29 protein-coding genes are annotated in these 25767 nt (G+C 59.5%); 11 read left to right on the top strand and 18 right to left on the bottom strand.

Annotation, left to right across the window (positions count from 1 at the left end; all coding sequences use genetic code 11):
• Nucleotides 1–24 precede the first annotated feature (24 nt).
• Complete coding sequence (locus QZR30_RS22340) at nucleotides 25–840, top strand: hypothetical protein (protein ID WP_311904199.1); 816 nt, start codon at nucleotides 25–27, stop codon at nucleotides 838–840.
• A gap of 73 nt (nucleotides 841–913) precedes the next feature.
• Here the strand turns inward: QZR30_RS22340 and QZR30_RS22335 are convergent, their stop codons facing one another.
• Genes QZR30_RS22335 through QZR30_RS22320 form a run of 4 tightly spaced genes read right to left on the bottom strand, consistent with a single transcriptional unit; the run spans nucleotide 914 to nucleotide 4472 of the window.
• On the bottom strand, nucleotides 914–1966 hold the full coding sequence (locus QZR30_RS22335) for a DUF1176 domain-containing protein (protein WP_311904198.1): 1053 nt from the start codon (nucleotides 1964–1966) through the stop codon (nucleotides 914–916).
• Nucleotides 1967–2024: 58 nt separating this feature from the next.
• Nucleotides 2025–2675: a hypothetical protein gene (locus tag QZR30_RS22330; protein ID WP_046071939.1), complete on the bottom strand. Its 651-nt coding sequence runs from the start codon at nucleotides 2673–2675 to the stop codon at nucleotides 2025–2027.
• Nucleotides 2676–2678: 3 nt separating this feature from the next.
• On the bottom strand, nucleotides 2679–4040 hold the full coding sequence (locus tag QZR30_RS22325) for a M48 family metallopeptidase (RefSeq protein ID WP_311904197.1): 1362 nt from the start codon (nucleotides 4038–4040) through the stop codon (nucleotides 2679–2681).
• Between the two features lie 3 nt (nucleotides 4041–4043).
• A complete protein-coding gene (locus QZR30_RS22320; RefSeq protein WP_046071938.1) occupies nucleotides 4044–4472 on the bottom strand; it encodes a hypothetical protein in 429 nt (142 codons plus the stop codon).
• Nucleotides 4473–4645: 173 nt separating this feature from the next.
• Here QZR30_RS22320 and QZR30_RS22315 point away from each other — a divergent pair, with 173 nt between their 5' ends.
• Nucleotides 4646–5593 (top strand): helix-turn-helix transcriptional regulator, encoded by a 948-nt coding sequence (locus QZR30_RS22315; RefSeq protein ID WP_046071937.1) that lies wholly within the window; start codon nucleotides 4646–4648, stop codon nucleotides 5591–5593.
• Between the two features lie 170 nt (nucleotides 5594–5763).
• On the opposite strand, the gene QZR30_RS22310 is transcribed toward QZR30_RS22315, so the two are convergent.
• Complete coding sequence (locus QZR30_RS22310) at nucleotides 5764–6183, bottom strand: tautomerase family protein (RefSeq protein WP_046071936.1); 420 nt, start codon at nucleotides 6181–6183, stop codon at nucleotides 5764–5766.
• A 109-nt stretch (nucleotides 6184–6292) separates the two neighbouring features.
• On the opposite strand from QZR30_RS22310, the gene QZR30_RS22305 reads away from it, so the two are divergent.
• Nucleotides 6293–7174, top strand: a complete 882-nt coding sequence (locus QZR30_RS22305) for a LysR family transcriptional regulator (RefSeq protein ID WP_311904196.1) — start codon at nucleotides 6293–6295, stop codon at nucleotides 7172–7174.
• A gap of 312 nt (nucleotides 7175–7486) precedes the next feature.
• Here the strand turns inward: QZR30_RS22305 and QZR30_RS22300 are convergent, their stop codons facing one another.
• From QZR30_RS22300 to QZR30_RS22285, 4 genes are all read right to left on the bottom strand, one after another.
• Nucleotides 7487–8095 carry a hypothetical protein gene (locus QZR30_RS22300; protein WP_311904195.1) on the bottom strand — a complete coding sequence of 203 codons (609 nt, stop codon included), beginning with the start codon at nucleotides 8093–8095 and terminating at the stop codon, nucleotides 7487–7489.
• A gap of 183 nt (nucleotides 8096–8278) precedes the next feature.
• Nucleotides 8279–8908 (bottom strand): DUF3885 domain-containing protein, encoded by a 630-nt coding sequence (locus QZR30_RS22295; RefSeq protein ID WP_311904193.1) that lies wholly within the window; start codon nucleotides 8906–8908, stop codon nucleotides 8279–8281.
• Nucleotides 8909–9244: 336 nt separating this feature from the next.
• A complete protein-coding gene (locus QZR30_RS22290; RefSeq protein WP_046071933.1) occupies nucleotides 9245–9688 on the bottom strand; it encodes a GNAT family N-acetyltransferase in 444 nt (147 codons plus the stop codon).
• Between the two features lie 135 nt (nucleotides 9689–9823).
• The gene (locus QZR30_RS22285; protein WP_020302473.1) at nucleotides 9824–10057 is read right to left on the bottom strand and encodes a hypothetical protein; all 234 of its coding nucleotides are present in this window, start codon (nucleotides 10055–10057) and stop codon (nucleotides 9824–9826) included.
• 161 nt (nucleotides 10058–10218) lie between these two features.
• Between QZR30_RS22285 and QZR30_RS22280 the strand changes: the two genes are divergently transcribed.
• From QZR30_RS22280 to QZR30_RS22265, 4 genes are read left to right on the top strand one after another with little or no spacing between them, the layout of a single operon-like run.
• Nucleotides 10219–10761 carry a GNAT family N-acetyltransferase gene (locus QZR30_RS22280; RefSeq protein ID WP_068967504.1) on the top strand — a complete coding sequence of 181 codons (543 nt, stop codon included), beginning with the start codon at nucleotides 10219–10221 and terminating at the stop codon, nucleotides 10759–10761.
• Nucleotides 10762–10794: 33 nt separating this feature from the next.
• The gene (locus QZR30_RS22275) at nucleotides 10795–11037 is read left to right on the top strand and encodes a hypothetical protein (RefSeq protein ID WP_046071931.1); all 243 of its coding nucleotides are present in this window, start codon (nucleotides 10795–10797) and stop codon (nucleotides 11035–11037) included.
• A 58-nt stretch (nucleotides 11038–11095) separates the two neighbouring features.
• On the top strand, nucleotides 11096–11395 hold the full coding sequence (locus QZR30_RS22270) for a hypothetical protein (RefSeq protein ID WP_056847999.1): 300 nt from the start codon (nucleotides 11096–11098) through the stop codon (nucleotides 11393–11395).
• Nucleotides 11396–11413: 18 nt separating this feature from the next.
• On the top strand, nucleotides 11414–11779 hold the full coding sequence (locus tag QZR30_RS22265; protein ID WP_311904190.1) for a hypothetical protein: 366 nt from the start codon (nucleotides 11414–11416) through the stop codon (nucleotides 11777–11779).
• Between the two features lie 10 nt (nucleotides 11780–11789).
• On the opposite strand, the gene QZR30_RS22260 is transcribed toward QZR30_RS22265, so the two are convergent.
• Nucleotides 11790–12509, bottom strand: coding sequence for a class I SAM-dependent methyltransferase (locus QZR30_RS22260; protein WP_311904189.1), 720 nt, complete (start codon nucleotides 12507–12509; stop codon nucleotides 11790–11792).
• 98 nt (nucleotides 12510–12607) lie between these two features.
• Complete coding sequence (locus QZR30_RS22255; RefSeq protein ID WP_311904188.1) at nucleotides 12608–14068, bottom strand: MFS transporter; 1461 nt, start codon at nucleotides 14066–14068, stop codon at nucleotides 12608–12610.
• 134 nt (nucleotides 14069–14202) lie between these two features.
• Between QZR30_RS22255 and QZR30_RS22250 the strand changes: the two genes are divergently transcribed.
• Both QZR30_RS22250 and QZR30_RS22245 read left to right on the top strand, forming a co-directional pair.
• Nucleotides 14203–15963, top strand: a complete 1761-nt coding sequence (locus QZR30_RS22250) for a S8/S53 family peptidase (RefSeq protein WP_311904187.1) — start codon at nucleotides 14203–14205, stop codon at nucleotides 15961–15963.
• A 74-nt stretch (nucleotides 15964–16037) separates the two neighbouring features.
• Entirely contained in the window at nucleotides 16038–16406 is a 369-nt protein-coding gene (locus QZR30_RS22245; RefSeq protein ID WP_046071927.1) for a cupin domain-containing protein, read from the top strand.
• A 94-nt stretch (nucleotides 16407–16500) separates the two neighbouring features.
• On the opposite strand, the gene QZR30_RS22240 is transcribed toward QZR30_RS22245, so the two are convergent.
• From QZR30_RS22240 to QZR30_RS22210, 7 genes are all read right to left on the bottom strand, one after another.
• On the bottom strand, nucleotides 16501–17586 hold the full coding sequence (locus QZR30_RS22240) for a GlxA family transcriptional regulator (RefSeq protein ID WP_046071926.1): 1086 nt from the start codon (nucleotides 17584–17586) through the stop codon (nucleotides 16501–16503).
• 22 nt (nucleotides 17587–17608) lie between these two features.
• Nucleotides 17609–19015 carry an amino acid permease gene (locus QZR30_RS22235; protein WP_068967507.1) on the bottom strand — a complete coding sequence of 469 codons (1407 nt, stop codon included), beginning with the start codon at nucleotides 19013–19015 and terminating at the stop codon, nucleotides 17609–17611.
• A 138-nt stretch (nucleotides 19016–19153) separates the two neighbouring features.
• Complete coding sequence (locus QZR30_RS22230; protein ID WP_311904185.1) at nucleotides 19154–19894, bottom strand: BPL-N domain-containing protein; 741 nt, start codon at nucleotides 19892–19894, stop codon at nucleotides 19154–19156.
• Between the two features lie 109 nt (nucleotides 19895–20003).
• Nucleotides 20004–21734 carry an OPT family oligopeptide transporter gene (locus tag QZR30_RS22225; RefSeq protein ID WP_274355145.1) on the bottom strand — a complete coding sequence of 577 codons (1731 nt, stop codon included), beginning with the start codon at nucleotides 21732–21734 and terminating at the stop codon, nucleotides 20004–20006.
• Nucleotides 21735–21935: 201 nt separating this feature from the next.
• On the bottom strand, nucleotides 21936–22562 hold the full coding sequence (locus QZR30_RS22220; RefSeq protein ID WP_056847991.1) for a glutathione S-transferase family protein: 627 nt from the start codon (nucleotides 22560–22562) through the stop codon (nucleotides 21936–21938).
• Between the two features lie 67 nt (nucleotides 22563–22629).
• Nucleotides 22630–23325 (bottom strand): tRNA (adenine(22)-N(1))-methyltransferase, encoded by a 696-nt coding sequence (locus tag QZR30_RS22215; RefSeq protein ID WP_056847990.1) that lies wholly within the window; start codon nucleotides 23323–23325, stop codon nucleotides 22630–22632.
• A gap of 10 nt (nucleotides 23326–23335) precedes the next feature.
• Nucleotides 23336–24049 (bottom strand): FadR/GntR family transcriptional regulator, encoded by a 714-nt coding sequence (locus QZR30_RS22210; RefSeq protein ID WP_311904184.1) that lies wholly within the window; start codon nucleotides 24047–24049, stop codon nucleotides 23336–23338.
• On the opposite strand from QZR30_RS22210, the gene QZR30_RS22205 reads away from it, so the two are divergent.
• Together QZR30_RS22205 and QZR30_RS22200 are read left to right on the top strand one after the other, a co-directional pair.
• Entirely contained in the window at nucleotides 24042–24296 is a 255-nt protein-coding gene (locus QZR30_RS22205; RefSeq protein ID WP_311904182.1) for a hypothetical protein, read from the top strand. The genes QZR30_RS22210 and QZR30_RS22205 overlap by 8 nt on opposite strands.
• An 89-nt stretch (nucleotides 24297–24385) precedes the next feature.
• Nucleotides 24386–25747, top strand: coding sequence for an MFS transporter (locus QZR30_RS22200; RefSeq protein WP_311904181.1), 1362 nt, complete (start codon nucleotides 24386–24388; stop codon nucleotides 25745–25747).
• Nucleotides 25748–25767 lie beyond the last annotated feature (20 nt).

Below are 25767 nucleotides of genomic sequence, written 5' to 3'. Positions count from 1 at the left end.
ATCGTCGGCGTATGGAGTATCACCATGGATATTTCGATTAAATCGTATCAAGCGAGCACACAGGCAAAGGTTTCGACACAAGAGAAGCTTGCTTCGTCCAACCCTGCAAATTTACCTTCAGGGGATGCCGCCCTCAAGAGGACGGAGACCGTCACAATCTCCGATTCTGCACGGGCACTGTACGCATTAAGTAGCGCTGATGATAAACAAGCCTCTATGTCCAATAGGGATTTAAAAGGACAATATGCAAAAGGTCAGAGCGATATGTACAGTTTCGGGCAGCGGATTGCTGGGGGGAATTTTAATAATGAAGATCTACTTCCCAAAACAGACGACCCTGTCCGTTTGGCGTTAGGTCAACGGTCACTGGATTACGCAATTGGGCTTTCTAAACTCCCCCCGGAAAAACTTCCAAACCCATTTGAAGGTATGGCCCGAAACGGGCTAAGCAATATTGTTTATGATGACTCAGGAACCTATACGGATGCAGAACGATATGCCGCTTATGGGGAGCTTAGTAAGCAGGATGAAACCTATTTTTCCAAGTTGTACGCCAATATAACGAACGGCGGTGACAACAGTGAAATCTTCAAAGGCATCATGGACTATTTCGATGATCTTCCAGCGGTCGAGAAAGCGGCATACCCTGATGGCTTCAGGGACAGTATAAAAAGTCTTTACCAAGAGCAGTTAGAACAATCGGGGCCGCTCGCCCTCCTCACGCAATCGACTGAAAACGACTCTGATAAATTGTCACCGAGCGTCTTCAACAAGGCACAATCACCGGAGAAGATGTTACAAGCCGTTTTAGAAAAAGCGATTGCTCTTTCGACGGCCTGATCAGTCCAAAGCAACCAATGTGTCACTGCACGGATCAATCAGGAACGTCAGCATGGTGGGATATCCGACAGTATCAGCTGCTTGCTTGGGTACGCCACAGCACAGGCCAATACAGCTGATCCAGCCCCATGCACGGGATCATTTCAGCCGCATGCGTCAGCGTGAAACCCTTACCATCGTAACGCCAACGCAGCGCAGTGCCACAATTACCCATACTCATCGCCCTTACCTGACTGCTAAGTTCACCCGTGGCCGGATCAAACTCTACGAAGCCCTGGGGCTCTCTTTCCGGCAGGTTTGGCACTTCGGCGATCAGCGCTGCACGCGCCTGCTCCGGGTGGTCCAGAGGCGCTTGGTAAATATTGTAGAAACAGTTGTAGGCCCCACAGCCGGTTTCGATGATCACTAACGCTTGATCTGAACTCAATGCGTACGCTTTGGTTTTTGGCGCGGCTCCTTCATCTAGATCTTCTTGCCATGCCCTACGCGTGGCAACCACCACGGCATCCGTGATCTCTTTTGCTTTGTCCAGAGTGAGCGCGGCAGGTGCCTGCCAACTGGGCGCTATCGCAGCGGCAGAGGCTTGCGGCACGCTGCTAGCGGGCGCCGGCCCCTTAGCGATCAGTGCGTCCTGGGTGCCGACCCGGCCCTGAACCGAGTCCATCAGCAACAGCGCCGCACTCATCCCGCTTAGCGATGCGTACGACTTGCCCTCCTCGAGCGGCAGCACCAGGTAGTTCCCGTCGCGCAACTCGGTGATCAGGGCTTGGGCAGACTTACCGTTCAGCGCAAACACCTCGTGGGTATCGCCTTCTTTCAGTTCGCCAGGCTCAAATTGAGACTTCAGCGGTTTGTCATCAAGTGTTGGCTGGCCGCGGGGTTTTGTATAGCTGAACACCCCGACATGCAAGGCGCCCTGAGGGCCGGCTTCACGTGTGACTCGTACGCTGAAGGTTGAAAAGCCAGTGTCATCGCGCTGCTGCACGGCACTGATGGCCGTGCATGTTCGTGTGTTATCGCAGCCGATAATCCAGTCCTTGATTTCGCGCGCCAACGGGACCTTCTCGGCAGCGTGCACGCAGCCAACGCCTGCAGCCAAAAGGAATATGAAAGTGCTTCGTATCATCAGGCGACGCCTTTGAACAAGTAAAAGCCGATTTCCCATCGTGGTCTGACCCCGTTTTTTACTGGCGCAGCGCATCGAGATGTTGTTGTGCGTGGGCTGCTTTGCAATAGGCGTTGAGGATGTCTGCGATCTGGTCGCAATCCAGGGTAACGCCCTCATGCATCAGGCCGGCAGATTGGATGCGGATCTGCGGCTGGGGCTTTTTCAGGGCCAGGGCCTGGTTGCCGAACAGCTGTCGCGCGGAGCGATGAACAGGCAGGGGCGCATCGGGACGCAACATCAGTTTCTGCACCGTCAGCCAGCCTTCCTCACTGACGGAGACGTCGACAATGTCCACCAGATCCAAGGGTGCGCTCAGGGTGTCCGCAAACAGCTGACGGCGGGTCAAGCGCATAAACGCGTGTTGCCCGGCGTTGCGGTGCTGCCAAGTGATCAATCCACACACCACCGCTATCACCGCCGCACAGACGGTCAGGCCGGTGCCCCCGCGATTCAAGGCGAGCCCCAGCAAACCCAGGGCAATCAGAAAAAACAGCGGGCCGCGCACCTTGTACCGGCGCGAGTTGGTGAATTCGGTCTGCTCGGGTACGCGCTGGATAACTTGCTCGAGTTCGGCGATCGCACGCTCGCGCTGGGCGTCGCGGGAGTCGGCATATTCTTGGCTGAGTGTGCTGGCGAGATCCGATAGCGGATCGAAGGGTTGGGTCATGGGTCATTCTCCTTGGACGGTTGGTATTGGCGGTGATTCGGGCTGCGTGGCAGCCGGCGACGCCGTACGGGTGAGTTGGCTGAACCAGTGCCGGTCGTGTTCGGTGGGCACACGAGTGGCCTCGGCCAGCAGCGTCTGATCCAGGGTTACGCCCAGTTGCTGGAGCCGTAATGCCGTCGGCGGGTGTGTATCGAAAGGGTGCGCGATGGCGTAGTCCAGTGCCGCCTCGTTCAGGCGCAGCGGCGTGTGGCTCAGGTGGTCGGCCAAGGCCTGGATCAGGTTGGAGTGACGCTCGGCGAGCAGCGTGTTGATTTCACCGTCCAACGCGATCACCCGTAACAGCGCCTGGCAGAACAGGCGCTCACCGCCGATGTTGCCACCCACCCGATCCGCGACCAATTCCTGAGCGCGGCCCCAGTGATGCACCGCCAGTTGAAAGTAATGCAGGAAACGTTGCGTCATCCAGATCGCCGGGCGCTCGATCCAGGCCGGGTCGGCATCCTCAGTACGGATAAACGCAAAGTGCAGGCACATCAGGCTGAACTGCGCACTTATCTCGCTGCCCTGCTCGGTGTCGCGGCGGCTGAAATGGCCCAGCTCATGACCGATGATCGACGCGGTCTCGGCCTGGCTCAGGGTCGAGAGGTAGGTCAGCGGCAGGTAAAGGGTACGCCCGCAGAGCAAGTCGCAGGCCGGTTGCAGGACCACATCGACGCTGGTGACGAAAAACGATTGGTCGATGCCCACCACTATATGGTCGGGCACCGGCGCGCAGGTGGCTGTGGCCAGTTGTTCAATCCATGCCCACAAGGCCGGGGCCTTGTCACGCCCGATCCTTTGCCCCAGAAGCGTCGAGGACGGGCTGCCCATGGCATCCCATTGCTGGCGCAGACGCCCGATCAACAAGCATCCCGCCCACAGCACGGCAACCAGCGGCACCGCCACCAGCAGCATGGACCAGCCACCGGTCTTGAAGTGGCTCCAGCCCCAGTTCAGTTCATACAACAGGCTCAGGGCCAACGCGCCCATCAACAATCCGGTATACGCCACCAGCCAATGCCCCAAGGCGTGCCAGCAGAGGAATAGGCGGTCGTAGAGAAAATCCCTGGACTTCAGCGCGCGCCAAGCATCCAGCCTCAGCTTGAGCCACGTCGCAGGCCCGGCCACCAACGCGGCAAGGGCCAGCCAGTAGGCCAACCCAGCCAGCACCTGACGCACGCGGAGCCAGGCGTAGTCGCTGCCGATACTCTGTGCTTGGCGCAGCACGTCATCGACGCGCCCGCTTTGCACACTGGCCCAGCCCATCAGTACCAGCGGCAGCAGCCACATCGTCAGCGGCCACGACCACCGCGCGAATCGGCCCATGGCTCAGTTGGCCTGCAAATAATCGGTCAAAAAAGCCTGTGCATTGCCTTGGCTGGACAGGAACTCGTCATAGCCGACGTTCAGCGCCTGCGATTCGCCAGGCAGGTATAGCTCGCCCCAACCTTGTTGCAGCACCAGCACCACGAATTTTTGGCCGTCCACGGTGGTGGAATAGCGGGTGTCTTTGCTGGTCTTTTCCACGGCCATCTTCTGGATCTTCATGTTCCAGTCATGGTCCACGCCCTCTACTTGCACCAGCGCCTGATTGTCACCGCGCGCGCCGATGCGCAGGGTCCAGACTTTCACGCCGCTTTCGCCGGTATAGGCCAGCACTTTTTCCGCGACTTCCGGGCGGTTGTCAGCATGGGCGACTCCCGCGATCACGGCCAGAACCAAGCCCAGCAGCGCTGCCCACTTGCGATACATCAACATTTATGGCTTCCTCGACAGTTCAAAGCCAACCATTGAAATCAAAGCTGCGGCGCCTGCCAAGCGGTCCGGCCGTGGCGCACAACAATAAGGCCGTGACTCACAACAACTGATCGGGCCGCCCGATGTCGATATCATGCAACGCTGCCCACCAGCTCTGACGGACGCTTTTGCCAATGCATCGCCGCAACCCCTATATGGACACCCACTTCTGCTTCGATCACCCGGAGGCCCTGGACCAGGCCGGTGTATTCGATGCCAGCGCGCGGCAGGTCATGGGCAGCGCGATCGGCCATTACCGCGCGCAGACGGTGCGGTCACACCTGCAGTATTTCGACTGCGATTTGCAGTTCCCCGAACCGTTACGCATCCACAAGGTGCTGCCCGACAGCATGTGCATCGTGCAGGTACTGGGTGGGCAATGGCAGCATCGGGTAGACGGTCGGCTAAATGAATACACGCTCGGCGCACCTCATGTGCTGGGCTTGAGCGAAAGCATGGAAGCCATGGACCAGATGCCTGCCGGCAGCCGTGCGCGCATGGCCGGGCTGCGCATCGGCGGCGAGTATCTACGCGAATTGGCCGAAGAAGACCCGTCACTCCAATCGCTGGCCAGGCTGCTCGACGATGGCATGCACTTTTCGGAACTGCACGGCTGTCGTATCGTCGGGCGTTTGTTCGAGCGCCTTTATCACTCGCCCTACCAGGGGACGTTGGAACGACTGAATCAGGAAAGCCTGAGCCTGGCCGTGCTGGTCGAGCTGGCGACGCATCTGGCGCCACAGCCGGCCAAACCTGTGGCCGCGTTGCGCAGCCATGCGGACCTGGCACACGAAGCGCGCTTCAAGCTCGACGCCGACCTGATGAACCCACCCGGCACTCTGGCGCTGGCACGGGAACTGGGCGTGGGTGAAACCACTTTAAGACGTGCGTTCAGCCGGGTATACGGCCAGTCGATGCTCGATTACGTACGCCAACAGCGCCTGGAACTGGCGCGCAATCTGCTGCGCCAGGGCAAATGGCACGTGGCACAGATTGCCCACCGTATGGGCTACGCCAACCCTGCCAACTTCAACCATGCCTATAAGGCGTATTTCGGCCATACGCCAGGGGCAGAATCCTGACGTTCGCTACGACTACTCTGCCGCCTTACGCATCAGCACGCCTAAAAGCTCACCGCTCGACGGGCTTTAGAGGCTAAGCGAGCTGACAGAGCTGCGTCTGTCCGGTAGCCACAGGCTACTACCGACCCAAAGCGGTCATCCCACCGAAGTCAGTACCTATGTGAACTCCTTTATGCCGGACGAGGTGAATCTGGGGAGTAAGGGTGATGGAGCTTGTACTCCTGGCTCAACCCACCATAGCCGTAGGCACTGGCACGGCAGTCGATCACATGGATGTTTGAGTGCGCATGTACATTTCCTATTTCTGTTGCCAACAGTTCGAAAGCCTCGCGCAGAAAGCGTGCCTTCTGGGCCTTGGTATTGGTTTCATCTGTGATGGTGACCTCCAGACGGAAGGAGTTAAGCCCTTGTTGGGCCAGCGAACGACTGTCGATGAACCACTGCGCATGAGGAAGGAACTGCACCATTACCAATGTCTGATCCGGTCGTTTTTCCAGTAGTTCACAGGTCAGAGTGGTGAGTTTGGGGACGATGCTATGGATCAGGTCAAGGTTTGGCTCGCCAGAAATCTTGAGTGTAATGCCGGGCATGTTGAACTCCTTTGCGGGTAATGAATGTCCAGCGCAGAGTAAGAAGTTGCGATGCCGCTGAAAAGCCGGAAGATATGCATCTATCTATCGGAAAAACAGCAGGATGAACATGCGACCCCTTGACTTGGATCTCTTGCGATCTTTCACCGTTGCCATCGATTCAGGCAGCCTTTCGAAAGCAGCGCCGCACTTATGCCGGTCGCAATCGGCGTTGAGCGAACAATTACGTAAGCTCGAAGCATTCACCGGTGTAACGCTGCTGGAACGGGGCAAAAAGGGGGTTCGGCCTACGCCGGCGGGGCAGCGATTGATGGCGCATGCACGAGAACTATTGGCCTTGAGTGATCGCGCTCTTGAAGACGTACGTGGAGTGACGTTCGCCGGCGAATTAAGATTGGCAATCACCGACTACTTCTTACCTGGCTCGATTGCTGAGTTATTGAAACAACTGCGCCTGAGCTACCCACGCCTTCGAGTGCATGTGTCGGTGCGAAAGAGCCTGCAAATAGAGGGCGGGGCAGATGTTGGAGACTTTGATATCGGCCTTTCAATGCGCATACTCGACGGCCGCAGCTTTCCCGAGGGTATTCCGGTGCGTCGGGAAGCATTGCATTGGGTATCAGCCTCGGGGTTAGAGCCGAAGGGTGAAGAAGATAGCGTGTTGCCACTTTTGGTGCTGCCGGAGGGATGCAGCCTCCAACGTCTAACCCGAGAGACGCTGGACGCACACAAAGTGCCTTATGTGATTGCCCATTCCGCGTCCGGAGTGGCAGGGCTGCAATCAGCACTGATGGCAGGGCTGGGCGTCGCTTGTCTGAATGCCTCCGCGGTTCCGCTGGGGGCAGAGGTTTGCCGGCCGGCCCTCCGCTTGCCGACTTTACCCGATGTTGAGTTCAGCCTGTTACCTGCGCGTGCTGGCGAGTCTCATTTGGTCGGTGCTGTACGGGAAATGCTTGCCAGCAAATTTGGCAGAGCAGTTACAAATCCCTGAGGTAAAAAACGTGGGCTTTCAATTCGGACGATGAAGGTCCGCTTCTGGCCGGTTGGTGCCTGTCGTGAAGGGACGCAGTCGGCCAATTGCAGGCGGTCCAACCGTTGCTGAGTGCACAGCCGCTCACTTTTCCCACTGGTTTAGGTCAATGGGCTTCTGGCCGAAAAAAGGCTCTGCACAGAACGAAACAGTTCGGAAAGTAACGGCTCAACGTCTCTGCGGTTGCTACGGGTTGAGAAGCAAATCCCTCAGCTACCGGTTAATACCTGCCTGAGTCGGTTGTTCGCGGTCTGGCACCCTTACAACGCGGGACTAGTTCAAACCACATTCCTTTGAAACTGGTTCGACCATGAGGGTGTCTGGCACTTTTCCTGTTTGTACATCTATCACTTCTAATGAACAGCCGGAGTCAGGAGTCGACAAGGTTATCCGATAGGTCGCTCCCGTGTGGGGGATGAAGCTGCGGATGGTCAAACAACTTTTGTGAATAAGTGACTCATCAGTGGTCTTGCGATTTTTTACGCCCGTACTGAGAGCGTTCAGGTAAATACGTCTCTCAGGTTTGATCAAAAAACGATTAATTTCGGGGTTCGACGCTGAAATTCCACCCAGTACGCCGGTCTCTTCCGTGTCATTGCAGTTGTTATCATAAAACGCGTAAAACGCTTGAGAGCCCCCATATACTAAATTGTTACTGCCCCACTTGGCCTCCAGTGTTGCATGCGCTGCGTCCGGCGCTGGCTGCTGGTAGTGACCAACGCAACCGGTCAGCAATGCTAGGCATGAGATTACAGAGGATTTAATCAACTTCACACCGACGGCAAAAAGACTGGAAGGGAGACGAGCTGGTTTTGTATCGACCGGATTGCAGAGAACAATAGGGTTAAAGGCCGCATCGAGCAACTTTGTTGAAAAGGTCACATAAGCGAGCTTTCTGACTCATCGTGATACCTGTGAGACGGCCTTGCGGCATCCGGCCTCGACGATTGGCAGGAAGCTGCGGACGGCTGACATCGCTGCTCGCGATCGACCCCTTCCGACCCAAAGGAGACGGTGGCCATGTGGGCTGTGGGCACGATTTCAGCTCCAATGTAAGCAATGAGGCTAGCGCGCAGGCCCTGCAAATGTGGTGTCCATCGTGTGTCGGTCGTAATCCAGCAGGTATGTATGATGCAGACGATACAGCTGTGAAAGCAGATCTTTGTTGGGGCCGACCACATCCATACCTCTATCGTCGTAGGGAAAAACCATGACGTGCTTCTTCAAATTGAAGAGGTATAAAACGCAGTTGGGTTTAGGCTGAATTGCGGCAAAGTCCCTAGCCAAAGCACACCAAAGAAATACTTGAAGCAGAGTCGCAGGCGCTTCAAATGCGATGTTGATCCAATACTCCGGCTCCCTTTCGCAAAACCATTCCTCCGGATCTATCTCCTCACTCCAGACTGAGAATTCCGTGGGTATGTTAATGCCGGCAGATCGAAGAGCGTGAATCAGGGGCCGATGAGCAAATCGGTTGCTGCCAGAATGAATGCGCAGACAAGCAACAAGCGTCGCGTCATCAAGGAAGATATCGCTGCAGATCTTTGTTGATTTTCGTAGTGCTGTTAGAAATTGCTCAATCACTCCGCCAGTTTCAGAGAGCTCAAAACGCAGACCTCCTGGAAAGGAATAGAAAAGTGGCCTGGCAAATGCTTTACCCCCAAAGATCCTCTCAATTTCAAGTTGTAGATTCACTTGATCCTCATGGCTAATAGCCCGACTCCATAGCTTGGGCGGTGCAGACGGATATTACTGTATACGTAAGATCTGAGCTAAGCCGCGAGCGTCCGCTGTTGGCCGATTTCTGCCGTTCGTGAAGGACAGCAATCGGCCAACGTAATATCCAGGGTTAAACCACCGCTATCTGGTACACACCGAATCATATTTTTCCGACAGCATTCTGCTCGCAGAAGGGCTCAATGCTAAGGCGTTGCGAGAGAATGCGGATTGGGTGGGTGTCTACTGGCATGGCGTTTTCCTTCCTGGGGGCCATTAATCCATTTATGCCGTGAAAATACCAAGCGGTTCGCTTCACGCGTGTCGCTTATACGTCAAGTAATCATGTGCCCCGGTACCGCTGCACACAAACCCTGCCTTCTCGTACATCCTCTTCGCGGGGTTATCAGGTCGCACACTCAGCCGCAACTGCGTGAATCCGTGCTGTACCGCGTCCAGCGCATAGGCTTCCAACAGCGCCATGCCCACCCCGCTACGCCGGTGTTCTGGCATGACATGGATAGTGCAAAGTTCTGCGTAATGCTGCTCAGGCGTCCAGAGTGAGTAACCCACGAAGGTATTACCCATGAGCGCGACATTCAGACGATCAAAATTATCTACCCAACGCGTCAGGTGCCGTTCCAGTTGGGCTCGCCAGGATGCTTCATGCTCGGGCTCCCAACAGCGGATATAGCTCTCCTCGCCGCGGTAGATGGCCGGAAGATCGGTCACACGTGCTTGTCTGAGTCGTAGTGCCATTCCATTAGCCCTTGATGAGTTGAAGGGATGGTATGGCCTGGCTGAGATTTCGCAAAGCTTGATAATGGGCGGCTAAGTAGCCAAACATGAAGAAGCCGCTATTAGCCTCATCCCGCAGCCATGGACTGACTCACATTAGCCCTTCAACTCACTCGCCCGATTGCTCGCGGCGTCGTCATAAGCCACATACAGCGACTCTGCAATTTGGCTTTTGATCGCCTTGGTAGCCTCCAAACCCAACACAAAACCCTCGGCTTTACCGCCAGCACGGTTAAGTTCTTCATGGGTGGAGGCGCCAGTAATGGCGTCAAGAAGCTTGGCGGCGTGAGGGCCGACGCCTTTGGGGAGGGAGATCTGGTCGATGGACATTATCGCTACCTTGAAAAATTGAGTTCGGGAGCGAGTGGAACCACTGCCGGGGCAGGTATGGTAGACCTGTTTGCCGTCAAAGGGGTCGCTTTACGTACAGCGGCGCTATTCTTCGCGGTTACGCGGTCAGCGTCGGGGCATTGATAAATCTGGAGGGGTTTATGGAGTATTGCGTTGAAAGCCACTGCCTTCGGCCATTGGCATGCGACGATTTCGAGAGGATCAGCCGTTACGAACGCGTCAACCGCAGGCACCTGCAACCCTGGGAGCCGCTCAGGGACGAGGAATATTTCACCACGGGCAGCGCCAAGGCCAGGGTCGAGCAGCAGGTAAACAGTATGCAAGCTGGCAATGCTCTGTTTTTCCTCTTGCTCGAGTCCGAGAACGGAGAGGTTCTAGCGCGGTGTAACTACGCGAACATCGTGAAGGGGGTTTTTCAGGCCTGTCATCTCGGTTTCTCGCTGGCGGAATCGGTCCAAGGTCGCGGCCTGATGAAAAAGACACTTCAGGTCACCAACCGTCACTGTTTTGAGCAACTGGGCCTTCACCGGATCATGGCCAATCATTTACCCCGCAATGTGCGAAGTGAACGCCTTCTGGAGTCGCTGGGGTTTGAGAAGGAAGGTTATGCGCGAGCCTATTTGAAAATTGCTGGCGTCTGGGAGGACCATACGCTGAGATCACTGATCAACCCTGAACAATAAGCGCGCCACCCACCCCACTCAGGAAAAAAGCCGATGCCCACCGAGCCCCTCTGCCTGGTTTTCGTCCCCGCCCTCGCCGCCGTGCTGACAGCCGCCGAATCGAAAAAAGGCGCTCCCCTCAGCGAGGTCGAAGTGTGCGATATCCGCGACCAAGCCACTTGCATTGCGGTAACCTTCTCCACCGCGCTGGCGATGGAACAAGAGCGGGGTTACCCGGACATCGTTGCCGAGGATTGCTGGAATGAGTGGCAACGCTTGCGCCCCTCGCTGCAATAACCCTCTCTCTGATCAGCCTATCGCCTGACGCCCCACCCCACTACCAGGATTCACGGACTTGAAAAAATTACTCTCGCTTGGATGCTTCACCCTGGCCTTGAGCGGCTGCACATTCACCGGCGCCAATGAAGTTGCCCCGGGTGAATACATGATCAGCAGCCATGGCAGCATCTTCAACTCCAGGGAGGGCTTGCTGGAAAATATCAACCAGAAAGCCGCAAAGGTCTGTAACGGCAAACCTTATCGCTTGGAAGGTGACACCGGCGCCAATATGCTGGTGAGCACAACCTCTCATCTGGGCCCGACGCCTACTACCGTGCTGGGTCTGAAAGCCATTTGCGAGGGCGACAAGCCATAAGCCCGTTGGAGCGCCTTTATGCCGCCTGCCTCACGCGATCATGCACGTATTGAACGCCGTCTCATCGCAACCCTGACCGAAGCCTGCGAAATCGCGAAAGCTGAAATCCCGGGCTTCGACTGGTTGACCCACACCGTCGACTACCGCGCCTTCCCCCAGAGCTTGCGCGTGACTTGGGTGTTCGACAGCCGTGCGAGCAAGGAGCACGCCCTCTCCACCGGGGCCGACGCACGCATGCGCGAGCTGACCGCCGCGGCGCTGGATGACGCTGGCGTGCAGGTTACGCACATGGCCCGTTGCGTCAGTTTCGACTCCGAAGAGGAATGCCATCACCAGCATGGCGGCGATTGGCATCGGCGATTGGCCAATGTGCGGGCGATCTGAAATCAGCCTTTCACTGCCCCGCTTTACACGTCAACCAGGCCCCCCAGAAAAGGCTGCTGAAGAAACGCGTCGCGTCGCCAAACCCGGCGTCGTGCAACAGTTTCTGAACCGCTGCTTCGGAATGCGGAGGGTCGGCGCCTTGGAGGATTTTCCCGAGCTTGGCTTTAACTTCGTCCGCGCTGGCACCATGCTGGCGCCACCGTTGCCCCCAGGCCGCCAGCAGTAACGGTTGGCTGGCGTAAGCATAGTGATTGCCCGCGACAATCAGTGGTGCACCCGGTTTGAGATGCGCCCGGATCGATTGCAGAATCCGGCGCTTGGCCTCATCACCCTCCAGATGGTGGAGTACACCGATCAAGGTGGCGGCGTCGTATGACGCAGCTGCTGGCAGGTCTTCGAGGTGCCCAAGATGCAGGGTGGTTCTTTCAAGCAAGTGGTTTGCTTGCAACGGCTGCATAGCTGCTTCCAGCATCGGCTGGGAGGGATCAACGGCCATGAAGCGCCAGCCCGGCTCGAGCCCGGCCATGGCTATGATCTCCTGCGCCGTACCGCCCGCGCCGACCACGAGTATATTGGCCGAGGGCGCATCGCCAAGGCTTGCCGCCAGCATGCAGGCGGCCAGATCCTGGCAGGCATCATATCCCGCCAGGGCAATACGGCTCTGGCGTGCGTATTCACTGGCTCTTGAGGTATCGAATTTTTCAGCAGGGTTGGATGGGGTCGAGTTCAAGGCGGTTCTCCGTGGCCTTGAAGCAAATTACGTCACCCACAGAGATAAGAAAAATTCATTAATTTTATCTGCTGCATTCCCATTGGGAATGCGCCTCCTCAATCCTCAGCCTGTGACAACGGCCGCGCCACCGCCTCCAGCGCCTGGCGCTCCGCCGCCACGCCCCATACCGCCTGCACCAGCGCCGCCGCGCACATCAACCCTGCGCCGATCAAATACCCAATCAGCAAACTCCCGCGCTGCTGGGTCTGTATCAGTTGCCCGAACAACGTCGGGCCGATAATTCCGCCCAGCCCGGTGCCGAAGGCATAAAACACCGCAATCGCCAGTGCGCGTATCTCCAGCGGGAAGGTTTCCGCCACGGTCAAATACGCCGAGCTCGCCGCCGCCGAGGCGAAGAAGAAGATCACCATCCACGCCAGCGCCTGCTGGGTCACATCGAACCAGCCTTGTTGGAACGCGTAGCCACTCAGCGCCAACAGCACGCCGGAGATGGCGTAGGTCGCGCTGATCATCACCCGGCGACCAATCACGTCGAACAAGCGCCCCAGCAGCAGCGGGCCGAAGAAGTTGCCGAGGGCCAGTGGCAGCACGTACCAGCCGACTTTCTCGGCAGGAACCTGGTAGAAGTCCGTGAGCACCAGGGCGTAAGTGAAGAAGATCGCGTTGTAAAAGAACGCCTGGGCGGTGAGCAACGTCATGCCGACCAGGGCGCGGCGACGATAACTGACGAACAGGGTGTGGAAGATCTCGCCCAGGGGCGTGTGGTCGCGGGCATGCAGGCGCAGCGCTGGGCCAGTGACGGCGGGGAGCGCGTGGCCGGTGTCGCGCAGGCGCGCTTCGATGCCCTCGACGATGCGCCGGGCTTCGTCGTGCCGGCCGTGGATCATCAGCCAGCGCGGGCTCTCGGGCAGCCACAGGCGCATCACCAGGATGATCAAGCCCAGGGCGGCGCCGATGCCGAAGCACAGGCGCCAGCCAAGGTCGCCGCCGACCACTTGAGGGTCGAGCAGCACGATCGCGCCGCCGGCACCGAGGGCCGCGCCGAGCCAGAAGGTGCCGTTGATGGTGAGGTCGACCCAGCCACGAAAGCGCGCCGGGGTGAACTCCTGGATGGTCGAGTTGATCGCGGTGTATTCGCCACCGATGCCCATGCCGGTCAGGAAGCGGAACAGCAGGAAGGTTTCCAGGCTGAAGGAAAACGCCGTGGCGGCGGTGGCGCCGATGTACAGCCACAGGGTGATAAAGAACAGCTTGCGCCGCCCCAGGCGGTCGGTGAGCCAGCCAAACAGCAGGGCCCCAAGCACGGCGCCGGCGATGTAGACGCCGCCGGCCAGGCCGATATCGAGGTTGCTCATACGCAGCTCTGGGCTGTTCTTCAAGGCGCCGGAGACCGAGCCGGCCAGGGTCACTTCCAGGCCGTCGAGCAGCCAGGTGATGCCCAGAGCAAACACCAACAGGGTATGGAAGCGGCCCCAGGGCAGGCGGTCGAGACGTGCGGGCAGGTCGGTTTCGAAGACCGTGCCCATTTCGCTTCTGAGTGCCTGTTGTCGGGTCATTGCCACATCCATCCTGTGCACATGCTCCTTGGTTATGAGTCAGCCCGCGCAGCGGGAGTTCAGTTGCGCAGGCTGAACGAAGCAGGCCCTGGTGCAGTCGGAACAGCAGGCCATAAAGGCAAGGAACCCTGCTCATGTCGTTACGCTGCGCCGCCCTCCTCAGCTTGTTCACCTTGACTGCCAGCTCGTATACCGCAGCCCAGGAGCCATTGCGCCTGGAAAACCTCAAGCGCTGTGGCGACCTGCTGGACAACCGTCAGCAACACTGGTGCCTGACCGTGCGCGGCCTCGGCGCTGCCACTCCGCAGTTGAAACTGGCGGGCCAGGCATTGCCGGCGAAGGCCCTCCAGCGTGACGGCAACCAGTTGCGCCTGCACCTGGACAGCGCCACCTACCAGAGCGGCCCGCTATGGCTGGAAGACGGCCCGCGTACCAGCAACGCGGCCTGGCTGACCCTGCGCCACAGCCAGGTAGTAGCCGCTGGGCCAAGTGAAGTCGCCAAGAACATGGATGGGTTGACTACTTATGTCGATCTGGTCAGCGTATTGATTGAAGAAGACCACGAGGGTCGCCAGGAAGCCGAGCGCCTGGCGCGCAAGTACGGCGCAACCGTGGTGGGCAGCATTGCGCCGCTGAACGTCTACCAACTGCGTCTGCCGGCCAAGGACCTGGTGCAACGCGATGCACTGGTGCTGCGCCTAGGCAGCGAGACCAGCGTGGATGCGGTGGTCATCGAAGAGTCCGCAGCCGAAGAAGCCGAACAGGCCCGCCCTGAAAAGCCAAACAAGCCGGCGCCAGATTCTGATGAATGGGCCGCCAACCGCTTTCTTGACGCCGTGGCTTACTACCAGCGGCGCATCCCCGGGCAGCACACGCCTATAGCGCCGCAACCGGTGCGCATCGGCGTGATCGAGCGCGGGGTGGATTTCGACACCGCGGATTTTGCCGACTACCTCGGCCCCTGCTCGCCCAAACGCACCTGCGTGTATGCCCGCGATACGCAGGCGCCGGACAGCCACGGCACCACGGTCACCGGCATACTCGCGGCAGGCTGGGATAATGGCGGCAACAGCGGCTTTCTGCGCGGGCTGGACAAGGCCAGCGATGGCTTCGAGGTGATTGTCGACCGCAACTCTGATGCCGGCATTACCGCCAACATCGCCGCGTCAGTCAACTTGGTGGAAGACGGCGTGCGCGTGCTCAATTGGAGCTGGGGCATTCATCGCGTCGGCACCAAGGACGTCAATGGCAACGACGTCGATTCCCTGGTGCGCTCGGGCATCGCTATGAGCGGCTATGAAGAATTGCTGGAAGAGTTTTTCCTGTGGCTGCGCAAGGAACATCCCGACGTGATCGTGGTGAACTCCGCCGGCAATGGCTCGGCGTTTTCGGGCAGTGACGACTACCGCCTGCCCTCCTCCTTCATCACCGAACAATTGCTGGTGGTCGGCGCGCACCAGCGCAACCAGCGCACCGACATTGCCGTTGAAGACCCGGCTTACGCCGTCACACGTAGCTCTTCGAATGTCGACATGCGCGTAGACATCACCGCCGCCGCCTGCGCCCATGCCTCCACCGCCACTGCCGGCGAGGAAGGCACGGTGCATTGCGGCACCTCCTACGCCACGCCTATGGTCGCAGGCCTGCTGGCGGCGATGCTCTCGATCAACCCGCAACTGGAACCCGAACAACTGCGCATGCTGCTGCGCCGCAGCGCCATGGCGATTGGCGACAACCATGATTTCGAACGCAGCGATGCCCAGGACCTCACGGCGCCCATCCTGCCGTCAGAGCGCAACTACCAACTCAATGACAAGGACGTGGGCCGTTCGGCACGGCTGGATATGCAAAAAGCGTTGGACCTGGCGGTGCAGAGTCGTACGCGGGTGCGCTGAGGTTGCAGGATCGTACAAGCCTGCTGAGCGCTTGCCTGGGTAGTCTGGCCTTCTCATCGACAGGAAGATCTAGCATGACTCAAGCACAGCCTGTAAATCTTGCGCAAAAAGCCTCGCTCATCGACCGGCAATGGAGCCCAAGGGTGGTCGCCGAAATGAACGACTACCAGTTCAAGGTGGTGCGCATCGAAGGCGAATTCATCTGGCACTCCCACCCGGAAACCGACGAGGCCTTCCTGGTGCTCGAAGGCACGCTGCGCATCGACCTGCCGGACGGCCCTGTGTACGTGGCGCCGGGTGAGTTGTATGTGGTGCCGCGTGGCATTGAGCACAGGACGGCGGCCGAGGGAGAAGCCAAGCTGATGATGATCGAGCCGCGGGGTATCCTGAATACCGGGCATGAGGGTGGTGAGCGTACCGCGTTGAATGACCAGTGGATTTGAACGTTGAGGCGCATGACTTTAGGTACTCCGCTGGACCCTGTGGGAGGGGGCCAGCGGCGTACGCAAAGTTGTGTTGATACCTAACACCGCGGCCTTATCGTCTTTGAACCTGCACACTCGCAAACGTCGGCTCGTCGCGCGCCTGCTCCAATGTGTTCTTGGGCCTTTCCGATACTGGGGCTGGCGTCACCGGTCGCACTGCGGCGGGCGGGTGCAGGCGCATGTCCAAGCGTTCGTCACTAGGGGCCACGCCGAAAAAATCCCGGTAGCACTTGGAGAAGTGCGGCGTGGACACGAAGCCACAGATTACCGCCAGCTCGACGATCGAAATCGGCGTCTGCATCAGCAATTGGCGGGCACGGGTCAGGCGCAGCTTGAGGTAATAGCGCGATGGCGTGCAGTACAGGTACTTCTGGAACATGCGCTCCAACTGGCGGCGGGACACTTGCACATAAGCCGCCAGGTCGTCGAGGTCGATGGGCTCTTCCAGGTTGGCTTCCATCAAGGCCACCACTTCCTGCAGCTTCGGCTGTTGGGTGCCGAGCAGGTGTTTGAGCGGTACGCGTTGGTGGTCGCGTTCATTGCGAATGCGCTCGTACACGAACATCTGCGAAATCGCCGCCGATAGCTCATGCCCGTGGTCGCGGCCTATCAGGTGCAGCATCATGTCCAGCGGGGCGGTGCCGCCGGAGCTGGTGAAGCGGTTGCCATCGAGGGTGAAGACGCTGGAGCTGACCCGCACGCGGCTGAACGCTTCCTGCATCGATGCCATCAGCTCCCAATGCACGCTGCACTGGAAACCGTCGAGCAAACCCGCCTGGGCCAGCGCCCAACTGCCGGTGCACACCGCACCGAGGCGCTTGCAATACAAGCGCGCCTGGCTGCGCAACCAGGCTATGTGGGCAGAGCTGATGGCCTGCTGAATGCCGATGCCACCGCACACGATTACCGCGTCGAAGCCACGCTGATCCAGCGCGCAGGCATCCGGCGTAACCGATACACCATCGCTGGCCCACACCGGCCTGCCATCGAGGCTCAGGGTCTGCCAACGGTAGAGTTCTTCGCCGGCCAACTGGTTGGCCATGCGCAACGGCTCGACCGCACACGACAGCGATATCAGCGTGAACTGGTCCAGCAGCAAAAAGCCGATGGTCTGGCAAACCGGCGCGTCAGCGTCCATCACGGCGACTCTCCACGCGGGATCAGGACTGTTCCAGCGCAACCGGCTTGGTCGCCCGATTGTGCTGGCGCGCCGTGACCAGGCCGATGAAGGAAATCACCAACGCCAGGCCAATGGTCGAAGACACTTCGGTGCGGTGTTCCGGCGTCACCATCATCACCCCCAGCGCCAGGCAGATGAACACGATCACCAGGTAAGTCAGCCAGGGAAACAGCCACATGCGGAAGGTCAGCTCGATGTTCTGTCGAAGCAGGAGCCGACGCATGCGCAGTTGCGAGATCGCGATCACCAGATACACCAACAACGCAATGGCCCCGGAGCTGGCGAGCAAGAATTGGAACAACCCCGCCGGCATGAAATAGCTCAGCAGCGTGATGCCCGCGCCGATGATGGTGCTGGCGATCACCGCCGCCCTGGGCACACCCGCTGCCGAGGTGATTTTCAGCGCGCGTGGCGCATCGCCGCGTTTGCCCAGGGAGAACAGCATGCGCGAGGAAATGTAGATCGAGGAGTTCATGCAGCTGGCCACCGCAATCAAGACCACCACGTCAACCATGAACTTGGCGTTGGGGATATTCATCAGCTCAAGTGCGCGCTGATAGGAGCCCACGGATGCCAGCAGCGGGTCGTTCCAGGGCACTACGGAAATCACGATGGAGATCGACAACAGGTAGAACACACCGATGCGCCAGATCACCGAGCGTGTGGCCTTGGCGATGTTCTGCGCCGGGTTGCTCGATTCGGCTGCGGCGATGGTCACCGCTTCGGTGCCGATGAAACTGAACATGATGGTGATGAACGCGCCCACCACCGCCGACAGGCCGTTGGGGGCAAAACCTCCGTGCTCCTCCATCAAACGGCTCAAGCCGCTGGCTTCACGATCCGGGATCCAGCCCATCAGCACGCTGAAACCCAGGCCAATAAAGCCAACGATGGCAATCACCTTGGCCATCGCGAACCAAAACTCGAACTCGCCGTATTTGGCGACGCTGAACAGGTTGGTGATCACCAGCAGGATGATCGAGAGCAAGGCGAACAGCCAGGCATCGACCTGGGGGAACCACTGGTTGAGCACATGCCCGGCGGCCAGCGCTTCAATCGGGATCACCAGCACCCAGAACCACCAGTACAACCAGCCGATGGTGAACCCCGCCCAGCGACCGATGGCCTGGTCGGCGTAGGTGGAAAACGAACCGGTGTCGGGGCGCGCCACCGCCATTTCCCCGAGCATGCGCATCACCAGTACCACAAGCAGGCCGGAGAACAGATAAGCCAGCAATACCGCCGGCCCGGCGGCGGCGATGGCGTGTCCGGAGCCGACAAACAGCCCCGCGCCGATGATGCCGGCGATGGACAACATGGTCACGTGGCGGGGCTTGAAGCCCTGCGCCAGCTGACCGTTGGAATCGTTGGGAGTCAGGCTAATCATTGTTTTTGTTGTGCTCAGGCGGCCAATGACCCTCACCTTAAGTGCGTGGGGCCCGGTACAAGTAGCCTGGTTACGCCATCATCGTGTCTGATCTCGACATTGGTGATGGCGGTGCACGGGTTCAGCGAGTGCCGCGTCTTACTCTTGAACGCTGCGAATCAGCGCGCCAAACAGCTCCCCACGCGGCATCTTGTCCAGTGGGATATCGGCATTCTCAAACCACTCCTGGCCGGCTTCCGGATGTGGCCCGCTCAGCACCACAACGCCTTTCTGGTAGGCGTAGCGCGCCGCTGCTACATCGCCGTTGTGGTAGGTGGCGAGGGTTTTGTAGGGCGCGTCAGCGCTGGGCTTGGGAAAGTACGGGCCATCCTGATAGAACACATGATCAGCCTGGCCGGCCCACGTCACCCGCACAGCAGCGTCGTCGATACCGGTCACTTCAAAACCGGGGCGGCCGGCCTCGGTGTCCAGCGCGTGAGGGATCAGCCCGAGGTTGTTGTCGTCCGCGAGGTAGGCGCCCATGCACAGGCCGAGGTAGCGGCCACCCTTGGCGACGTAGTCGCGGATGGCCTCGGCACGCTCATCGCCGAGACTGTCGAGGGCGCCGGGGATGTCCTGGCCGCCGCCGGGTTGTACGTAAAGGTCGTAGCGGGCCAGGGTGTGTGGGGTGATGTCGATGGGTTCGTCGGCGCCGACGAAGTCGATCTGGTAATTCGGGTTAAGACGCTGCAAGGCAGTTTTCACGTTTTCCGAGCAGTCCGCGCAACCCGCAGGGCCACGGTAGATGGCGACATGGGTGATGGGCGTTGCGCCGTGTACGGGTAACGGTTGCAGCGTAGCGAAGGCGAGCAACGTGGCAGCGATGGCGGGCAGTTTCATGGGGTAGGCTCAACGGTCAGTTGAAGGGGTTGATCCAAACGTCGCAGCGCCAAGCCTATAACGATGAGCCTTTTGAAGTCGTGAAGAGTTGTAAATCCACGTGGGCCGCTCAGCCATTGCCCAGCATCTGCCACAACGACGCGCCCACGCCGGTAATGCTCTCCCCGGCGATCAACCCTGCCGCTGCCGTGATCGCAAAGCGTTGCGTCACGCTCGGCCAGCGACAACTCACCGCCCAGGTGATCACCGCGCCCAGGGCCATCATCAGCGACACCGAGGCGGGCAGGACAAAGGCCAGGCCCAAGGCTGCAGCGCTCGGCAAATAGCGCGCACGGTGGGCCGGCAGCGTGCTGTCGAGCAGGCCCAGCAGCACGCCGAACAGGCTGGCAATGCCGATGGCCCAGCGGATGCTCGGCGATAGTGAATCCAGGCCATGGGTCAGGGTCTGGGCCACGGCTTTCCAGGTGGCCACCGCCGGGGCCGGCCATTCTTCAGTGAGCAGCATGGTCTGAGGGTCGGGAATCAACGCCAGGTAAGCGAACACGCCGACGATGCTGCCGACGAAAATCCCCAGGATCTGGGCGATCACTTGCTTGTGTGGTGTAGCGCCAATCGCCTTGCCCACTTTGAAGTCATTCATCAAGTCGGTGCATTGGCCCGCCGAACCGCCGGCGGTATTGGCGCTCATCAGGTTGATCGGCACCTGGCCGGGCGCAACGATGCCAAAACTGAGCTGGGACAGTTGCCCGATGGCGCCAATCGGTGGAATGCCGGTGGCCCCCACTACCCGCGCCGCCACAGCGGCCAGGCAGATCGCCAAGGGAATGGTCAGCAGCGCCATGCCCAGGTTGATGCCGAACAGCAGCGCTTGCAGGCTTACCACCAGCACGATCGCCAGGGCAAAACCAGCGGCTGGTCCAGGTTTGGGCACCGTCCACGGCGTACCGCCAGCTGCTCGGGTCGAGCGATGCAATGCCCATAATCGGATCGCCAAAGACGCCAGGGTAGAACACACCATCAGGCTCACCCCCGGCCACAACAGCCATTCCACCAGCACTGCAAACTGCGGGCCGCTGCTGCCGGCGGGCAGGCTCACCAGCCCGTTCGCCAACAGCCACGGACCCAGCCCACCCCATGCGAGCAGGGCGCCGAGCAGCAGGGTCAAGCCCACGCGAATGCCGATAATGCCGCCAAACCCCAGCAACAGCAGCGAAGGGTCTGCGGTGAAGGTCAGGCGCTCCAACTGGGCACTTGGCGACCAGCGCGGGAAGGCCCACATAAAGGTATCCACCCACTTGACCAGTCCGGACAACAATGCCGCGCCGAGCAGCACTTTCAAGCGCGTTGCGGCTTCGCGCCCGTGGTTGTAGATGTGCAGGAGGGTCTCCAGGGTGGCCATGCCTTCGGGAAACTTCAGCGCCTTGTCATTGAGCAATGAAGGCCGCAGGTACCATGCGATCCAGATCCCGAGGAAGCTTACGGAAAACACCCAGGCGATCATCGGCAGCGCCGCCAGTTGGTTGCCTGTGAGCAAGGTATAGGCCGGGATGGGCGCGACCAGCCCGCCGGAAATGATCGAAGCGGCGGCCGAGGCCACGGTCTGGTTGATATTGCTCTCGTGCAGGGTCCACGGCAGGTGCTCGCCGGAACGCCGGGCCAGGCCTTGCCAGATTCCGTAGCCGATCAGCAAGGCGATGATCGACATATTGAATGACCAGCCGATCTTCAAGCCTGCGTAGACGTTGGAAGGGGTCAGCAATATCCCCAGTACGATGCCGGTGATGACCGCCCGCAGGCTCAGTTCGCGTTCTACGGGCGCGATTGACGAGGTGGAGTGCATGCAGATTCCTTTCGAGAAAAGCTAGTGCCACCTCTTAAGTGAGCGCTGGAGAACTCGAAGGTTCACCTACCGTACACGGGATTGGTTCCAAATGTGGGAGGGGGCTTGCTCCCGATAACAGTCTGTCAGTCAGCATTTTTGTTGCTGACCCACCGCTATCGGGAGCAAGCCCCCTCCCACATTGGCCTTCCTCAAGCCTGGCTATTTGGCGAACGCATATTCCCCGCCCCGCTCCACCGCCTTGCGGTAAGCCGGGCGCGCCTGGAGCTTTTTGACCCACGCCGCCAGGTTCGGGTACGCCTGCAATTTGCCCTGGGCCTGGGCCACTTCACCGATAAAGCTCATCTGGATATCCGCACCGCTGAGTTCGTCGCCCACCAGGTACGGCGTGCGCCCCAGCACATCATTCAAGTAGCCCAGGTAGTTGGCCAACTCCGATTCAATCCGCGGATGCAGCGGTGCACCCGCTTCACCCAGCCGCCCCACATAGAGGTTGAGCATCAACGGCAGCATGGCCGAGCCTTCGGCAAAATGCAGCCATTGCACATAGCTGTCGTAGGCGTCGGTGGCCGGGTCGGGTTGCAGTTGGCCGTTGCCGTGGCGGCGGATCAGGTAGTCGATGATTGCGGCGGATTCGATCAGCACGCGGGAACCGTCTTCGATCACCGGGGATTTGCCCAGGGGGTGAATGGCCTTGAGGTCAGGTGGCGCCAGGTTGGTCTTGGCGTCGCGCTGGTAGCGTTTGATGTCGTAGGGCAGGCCCAGTTCTTCAAGCACCCACAGGATACGTTGTGAGCGGGAATTGTTGAGGTGGTGAACAGTGATCATAGCGGGCAACACCTTGGGGGATTTAGGAGAAGACTACAGGGTAGCGGTGAAGTGCCGTGAATGTGGCTCAGGCGAGCAACTGATCGATCCACTTCACCTGCTGCACGATCTCCTGCACTTTCTGCTCGGGCACGGCCTGCCGCGCCTGTTCGAGGCTGGCCAGTGTCTTGCGTTTCTCGCGCACTATACGTTGCCACTTCGCCAGGAAATCCGGGCTGCGCGCCTGCATTTGCAACGGGCCGAAGTACAACTGCTCGGCGGTATAGGTCACCGTCTCGGTGGGTTCGGCGACGATGATTTCGTAGTAGAAGCGGTTTTCCCGCAGCAACTCTTCATGGAGGATCTGGTAGCCGTTGTCCATCAGCCATTGGCGCAGCGGCTGCTCGCCGCCGTTGGGTTGCAGGATCAGGCGTTCGCGGCCATTGAGGTGAGCCTTGCCGCTGTCGAGGATGTCGCGGATGGTCTCGCCGCCCATGCCGCACAGGCTGATGGCGGTGATTGCGTCAGCCGGCTCGATGGCCGCCAAGCCGTCGGCCAGGCGCACCGTGATGTGCTGCGCCAGGCCGTTATCGTTCACGGTACGGTTGGCTGCGTGAAATGGCGTAGCGGCCACTTCCCCCGCCACGGCCGCCGCAATGGCTCCACGACGCATCAAGGCCACCGGCAGGTAGGCGTGGTCCGAGCCGATATCGGCCAGGCGTGCGCCGGTCGGCACATGCGCTGCCACACGCTCAAGGCGCATGGACAAGGTGTGTTGGTTCAACGGTGGTTCCTTATGATTGCCCGGAAAATCGATCCCGGCTGTTGGTCAAGTGCAGCACCATGGCCGCCCGTGCGGCGTCCGGGTCCTGGCGCTTGACCGCATTGTAGATCGCCTCATGCTCCAGGTTTGCCAGGTGCCCCAGCTTGGCAAAATCCGCGCCGCCACGCTCGGCGGCCTTGACCTGGGTGCGCGGGATCATCCCGCTGCCCAGGTGCAGCATGATGTCGGTAAAAAATCGATTGCCGGTGGCCTCGGCGATCAGTTGGTGAAAGCGCTTGTCTTCCTCCACGCAACTGTCGTTGTTGGCCAACGAGGCTTGATAGTCATCCAGGGCCTGGCGCATGTGGGCCAGTTGCGCGTCGCTCCTGCGCAGCGCGGCCAGGGCCACGGCCTGCACCTCCAGGCCCAGGCGCAATTCGAGCATGTTGCGCACGCTGGCGACCGTGTCCACATGCAGGCGCAAGCCTGGCTGCGTGTGCTGCTCCAGCACGAAGGTGCCGATGCCGTGACGGGTCTCCACCAGCCCGGATGCCTGCAGCTTGGACAGCGCTTCGCGCACCACGGTACGGCTCACCCCGTGTTCACGCACGATGTTGGATTCAGACGGCAGCTTTTCACCCGGCTTGAGTTGCCCGAGCAGGATGCGCTGGGTCAGCGACTCGACCACGCCTTGGGCCAGGTTGGTTGAACGTCTACGCACAGGTGTTGTGCTTTCAATGGGCATTGTCACGGTCCACGGGCTTGGGCTGGAGGGAGCTTATCACTCTGAATGCAAAGGACACCTCATTGCTGAAAAAACACTCAACTTGTATGACAACACCGCCACTCACCCTTTTTATCAACTGTTTCGCTCTGAAAGAGCCGCCTCACCACTGCACCTTCACCGCAGCGTTAAAACCCAGCAAATACTCACAAATAACCAAAACACGCAGCTAAACCTGGCCCTTATAAACACAAAATCACTGACCTGAGCATTGCGATACCTAGAAAAGCACTTGTATGATGTCTGGCAACAAAACACCTAACCCGTATAAAAACAATCAGGGGACGTTTTCAAATGGTGAGCCATTCAAGCCCAGCATCCGCCGCACTCGAACGTGATTCGGTACTCGCCCGCGCCGTAAGCAAAGTGAAGCGCCATGTGCTGCCACTGTTCGTCATCATGTTCATCCTCAACTACATCGACCGGGTCAATATCGGCTTCGTGCGCACGCACATGGAGCATGACCTGGGCATTGGCGCGGCGGCCTACGGCTTTGGTGCCGGGTTGTTCTTCATCGGCTACGCGCTTTTCGAAGTGCCATCCAACATGCTGCTGCAAAAAGTCGGTGCACGTATCTGGCTGACCCGCATCATGTTCACCTGGGGCATCGTCGCCACGCTGATGGCGTTTATCCAGAACGAAACCCACTTCTACATCCTGCGTTTCTTGCTGGGCGTGGCCGAAGCGGGCTTTTTCCCGGGGGTGATCTACTACTTCACCCGTTGGTTGCCCGGTGTGGAGCGTGGTAAAGCCATCGCCATCTTTCTCAGTGGTTCGGCGGTGGCGTCGTTGATCTCCGGGCCGTTGTCGGGGGCGTTGCTGCAGATCGATGGTTTTGGCTTGCACGGCTGGCAATGGATGTTCGGCATCGAGGGCCTGGCCTCGGTGGCGCTGGGCTTCTTTGTGTGGTTCTGGCTGGACTCCAAGCCCCATGATGCCAAGTGGATGACCCGCGAAGAACAGGACGCCCTGGTTGACGCCATTGACCAGGAACAGCGCGAACGTGAAGCCCTGACCACGGTGAAACCGACCATCGGCAAGCTGCTCAAGGACCGCCAGATCCTGCTGTTCTGCGCCCTGTACTTCTGCATTCAACTGACGATCTATGCCGCGACTTTCTGGCTGCCGAGCATCATCAAGAAAATGGGCGACCTGAGTGATGTGCAGGTGGGTTTCTTCAACTCGATCCCCTGGCTGATCTCGATCATTGCCATGTATACGTTCGCGGCACTGTCCGGCAAGTTCAAGTTCCAGCAGGCCTGGGTCGCCGCGGCGTTACTGATCGCAGCGGCCGGCATGTTCATGTCCACCACCGGCGGGCCGATCTTCGCCTTCGTCGCGATTTGCTTTGCGGCCATCGGCTTCAAGTCCGCATCGTCGCTGTTCTGGCCGATTCCCCAGGGCTATCTGGATGTGCGCATCGCCGCCGCCGTGATCGCGCTGATCAATTCCATCGGCAACCTGGGCGGCTTTGTGGCGCCAACCACCTTTGGCTTTCTGGAACAAACCACCGGCTCGATCCAGGGCGGGCTGTATGGCCTGGCCGGTACCTCGGTGCTTGCGGCCATTCTGGTGTTCTTTGCCAAGACTTCACCCTCTGCCGTGTTGGCCTCACCTAGCGCCGTACCGTCAGGCGCCGCCATCAGCAAATCCCTTTGAGCGTCTATAAGGACCTTGCC

The sequence above is a fragment of the Pseudomonas sp. rhizo25 genome (assembly GCF_031931935.1).
Classification (GTDB): Bacteria; Pseudomonadota; Gammaproteobacteria; order Pseudomonadales; family Pseudomonadaceae; genus Aquipseudomonas; species Aquipseudomonas synxantha.
Note: the sequence above shows the minus strand (reverse complement) of the source record. Positions and strands in the feature narration are given on the sequence as shown.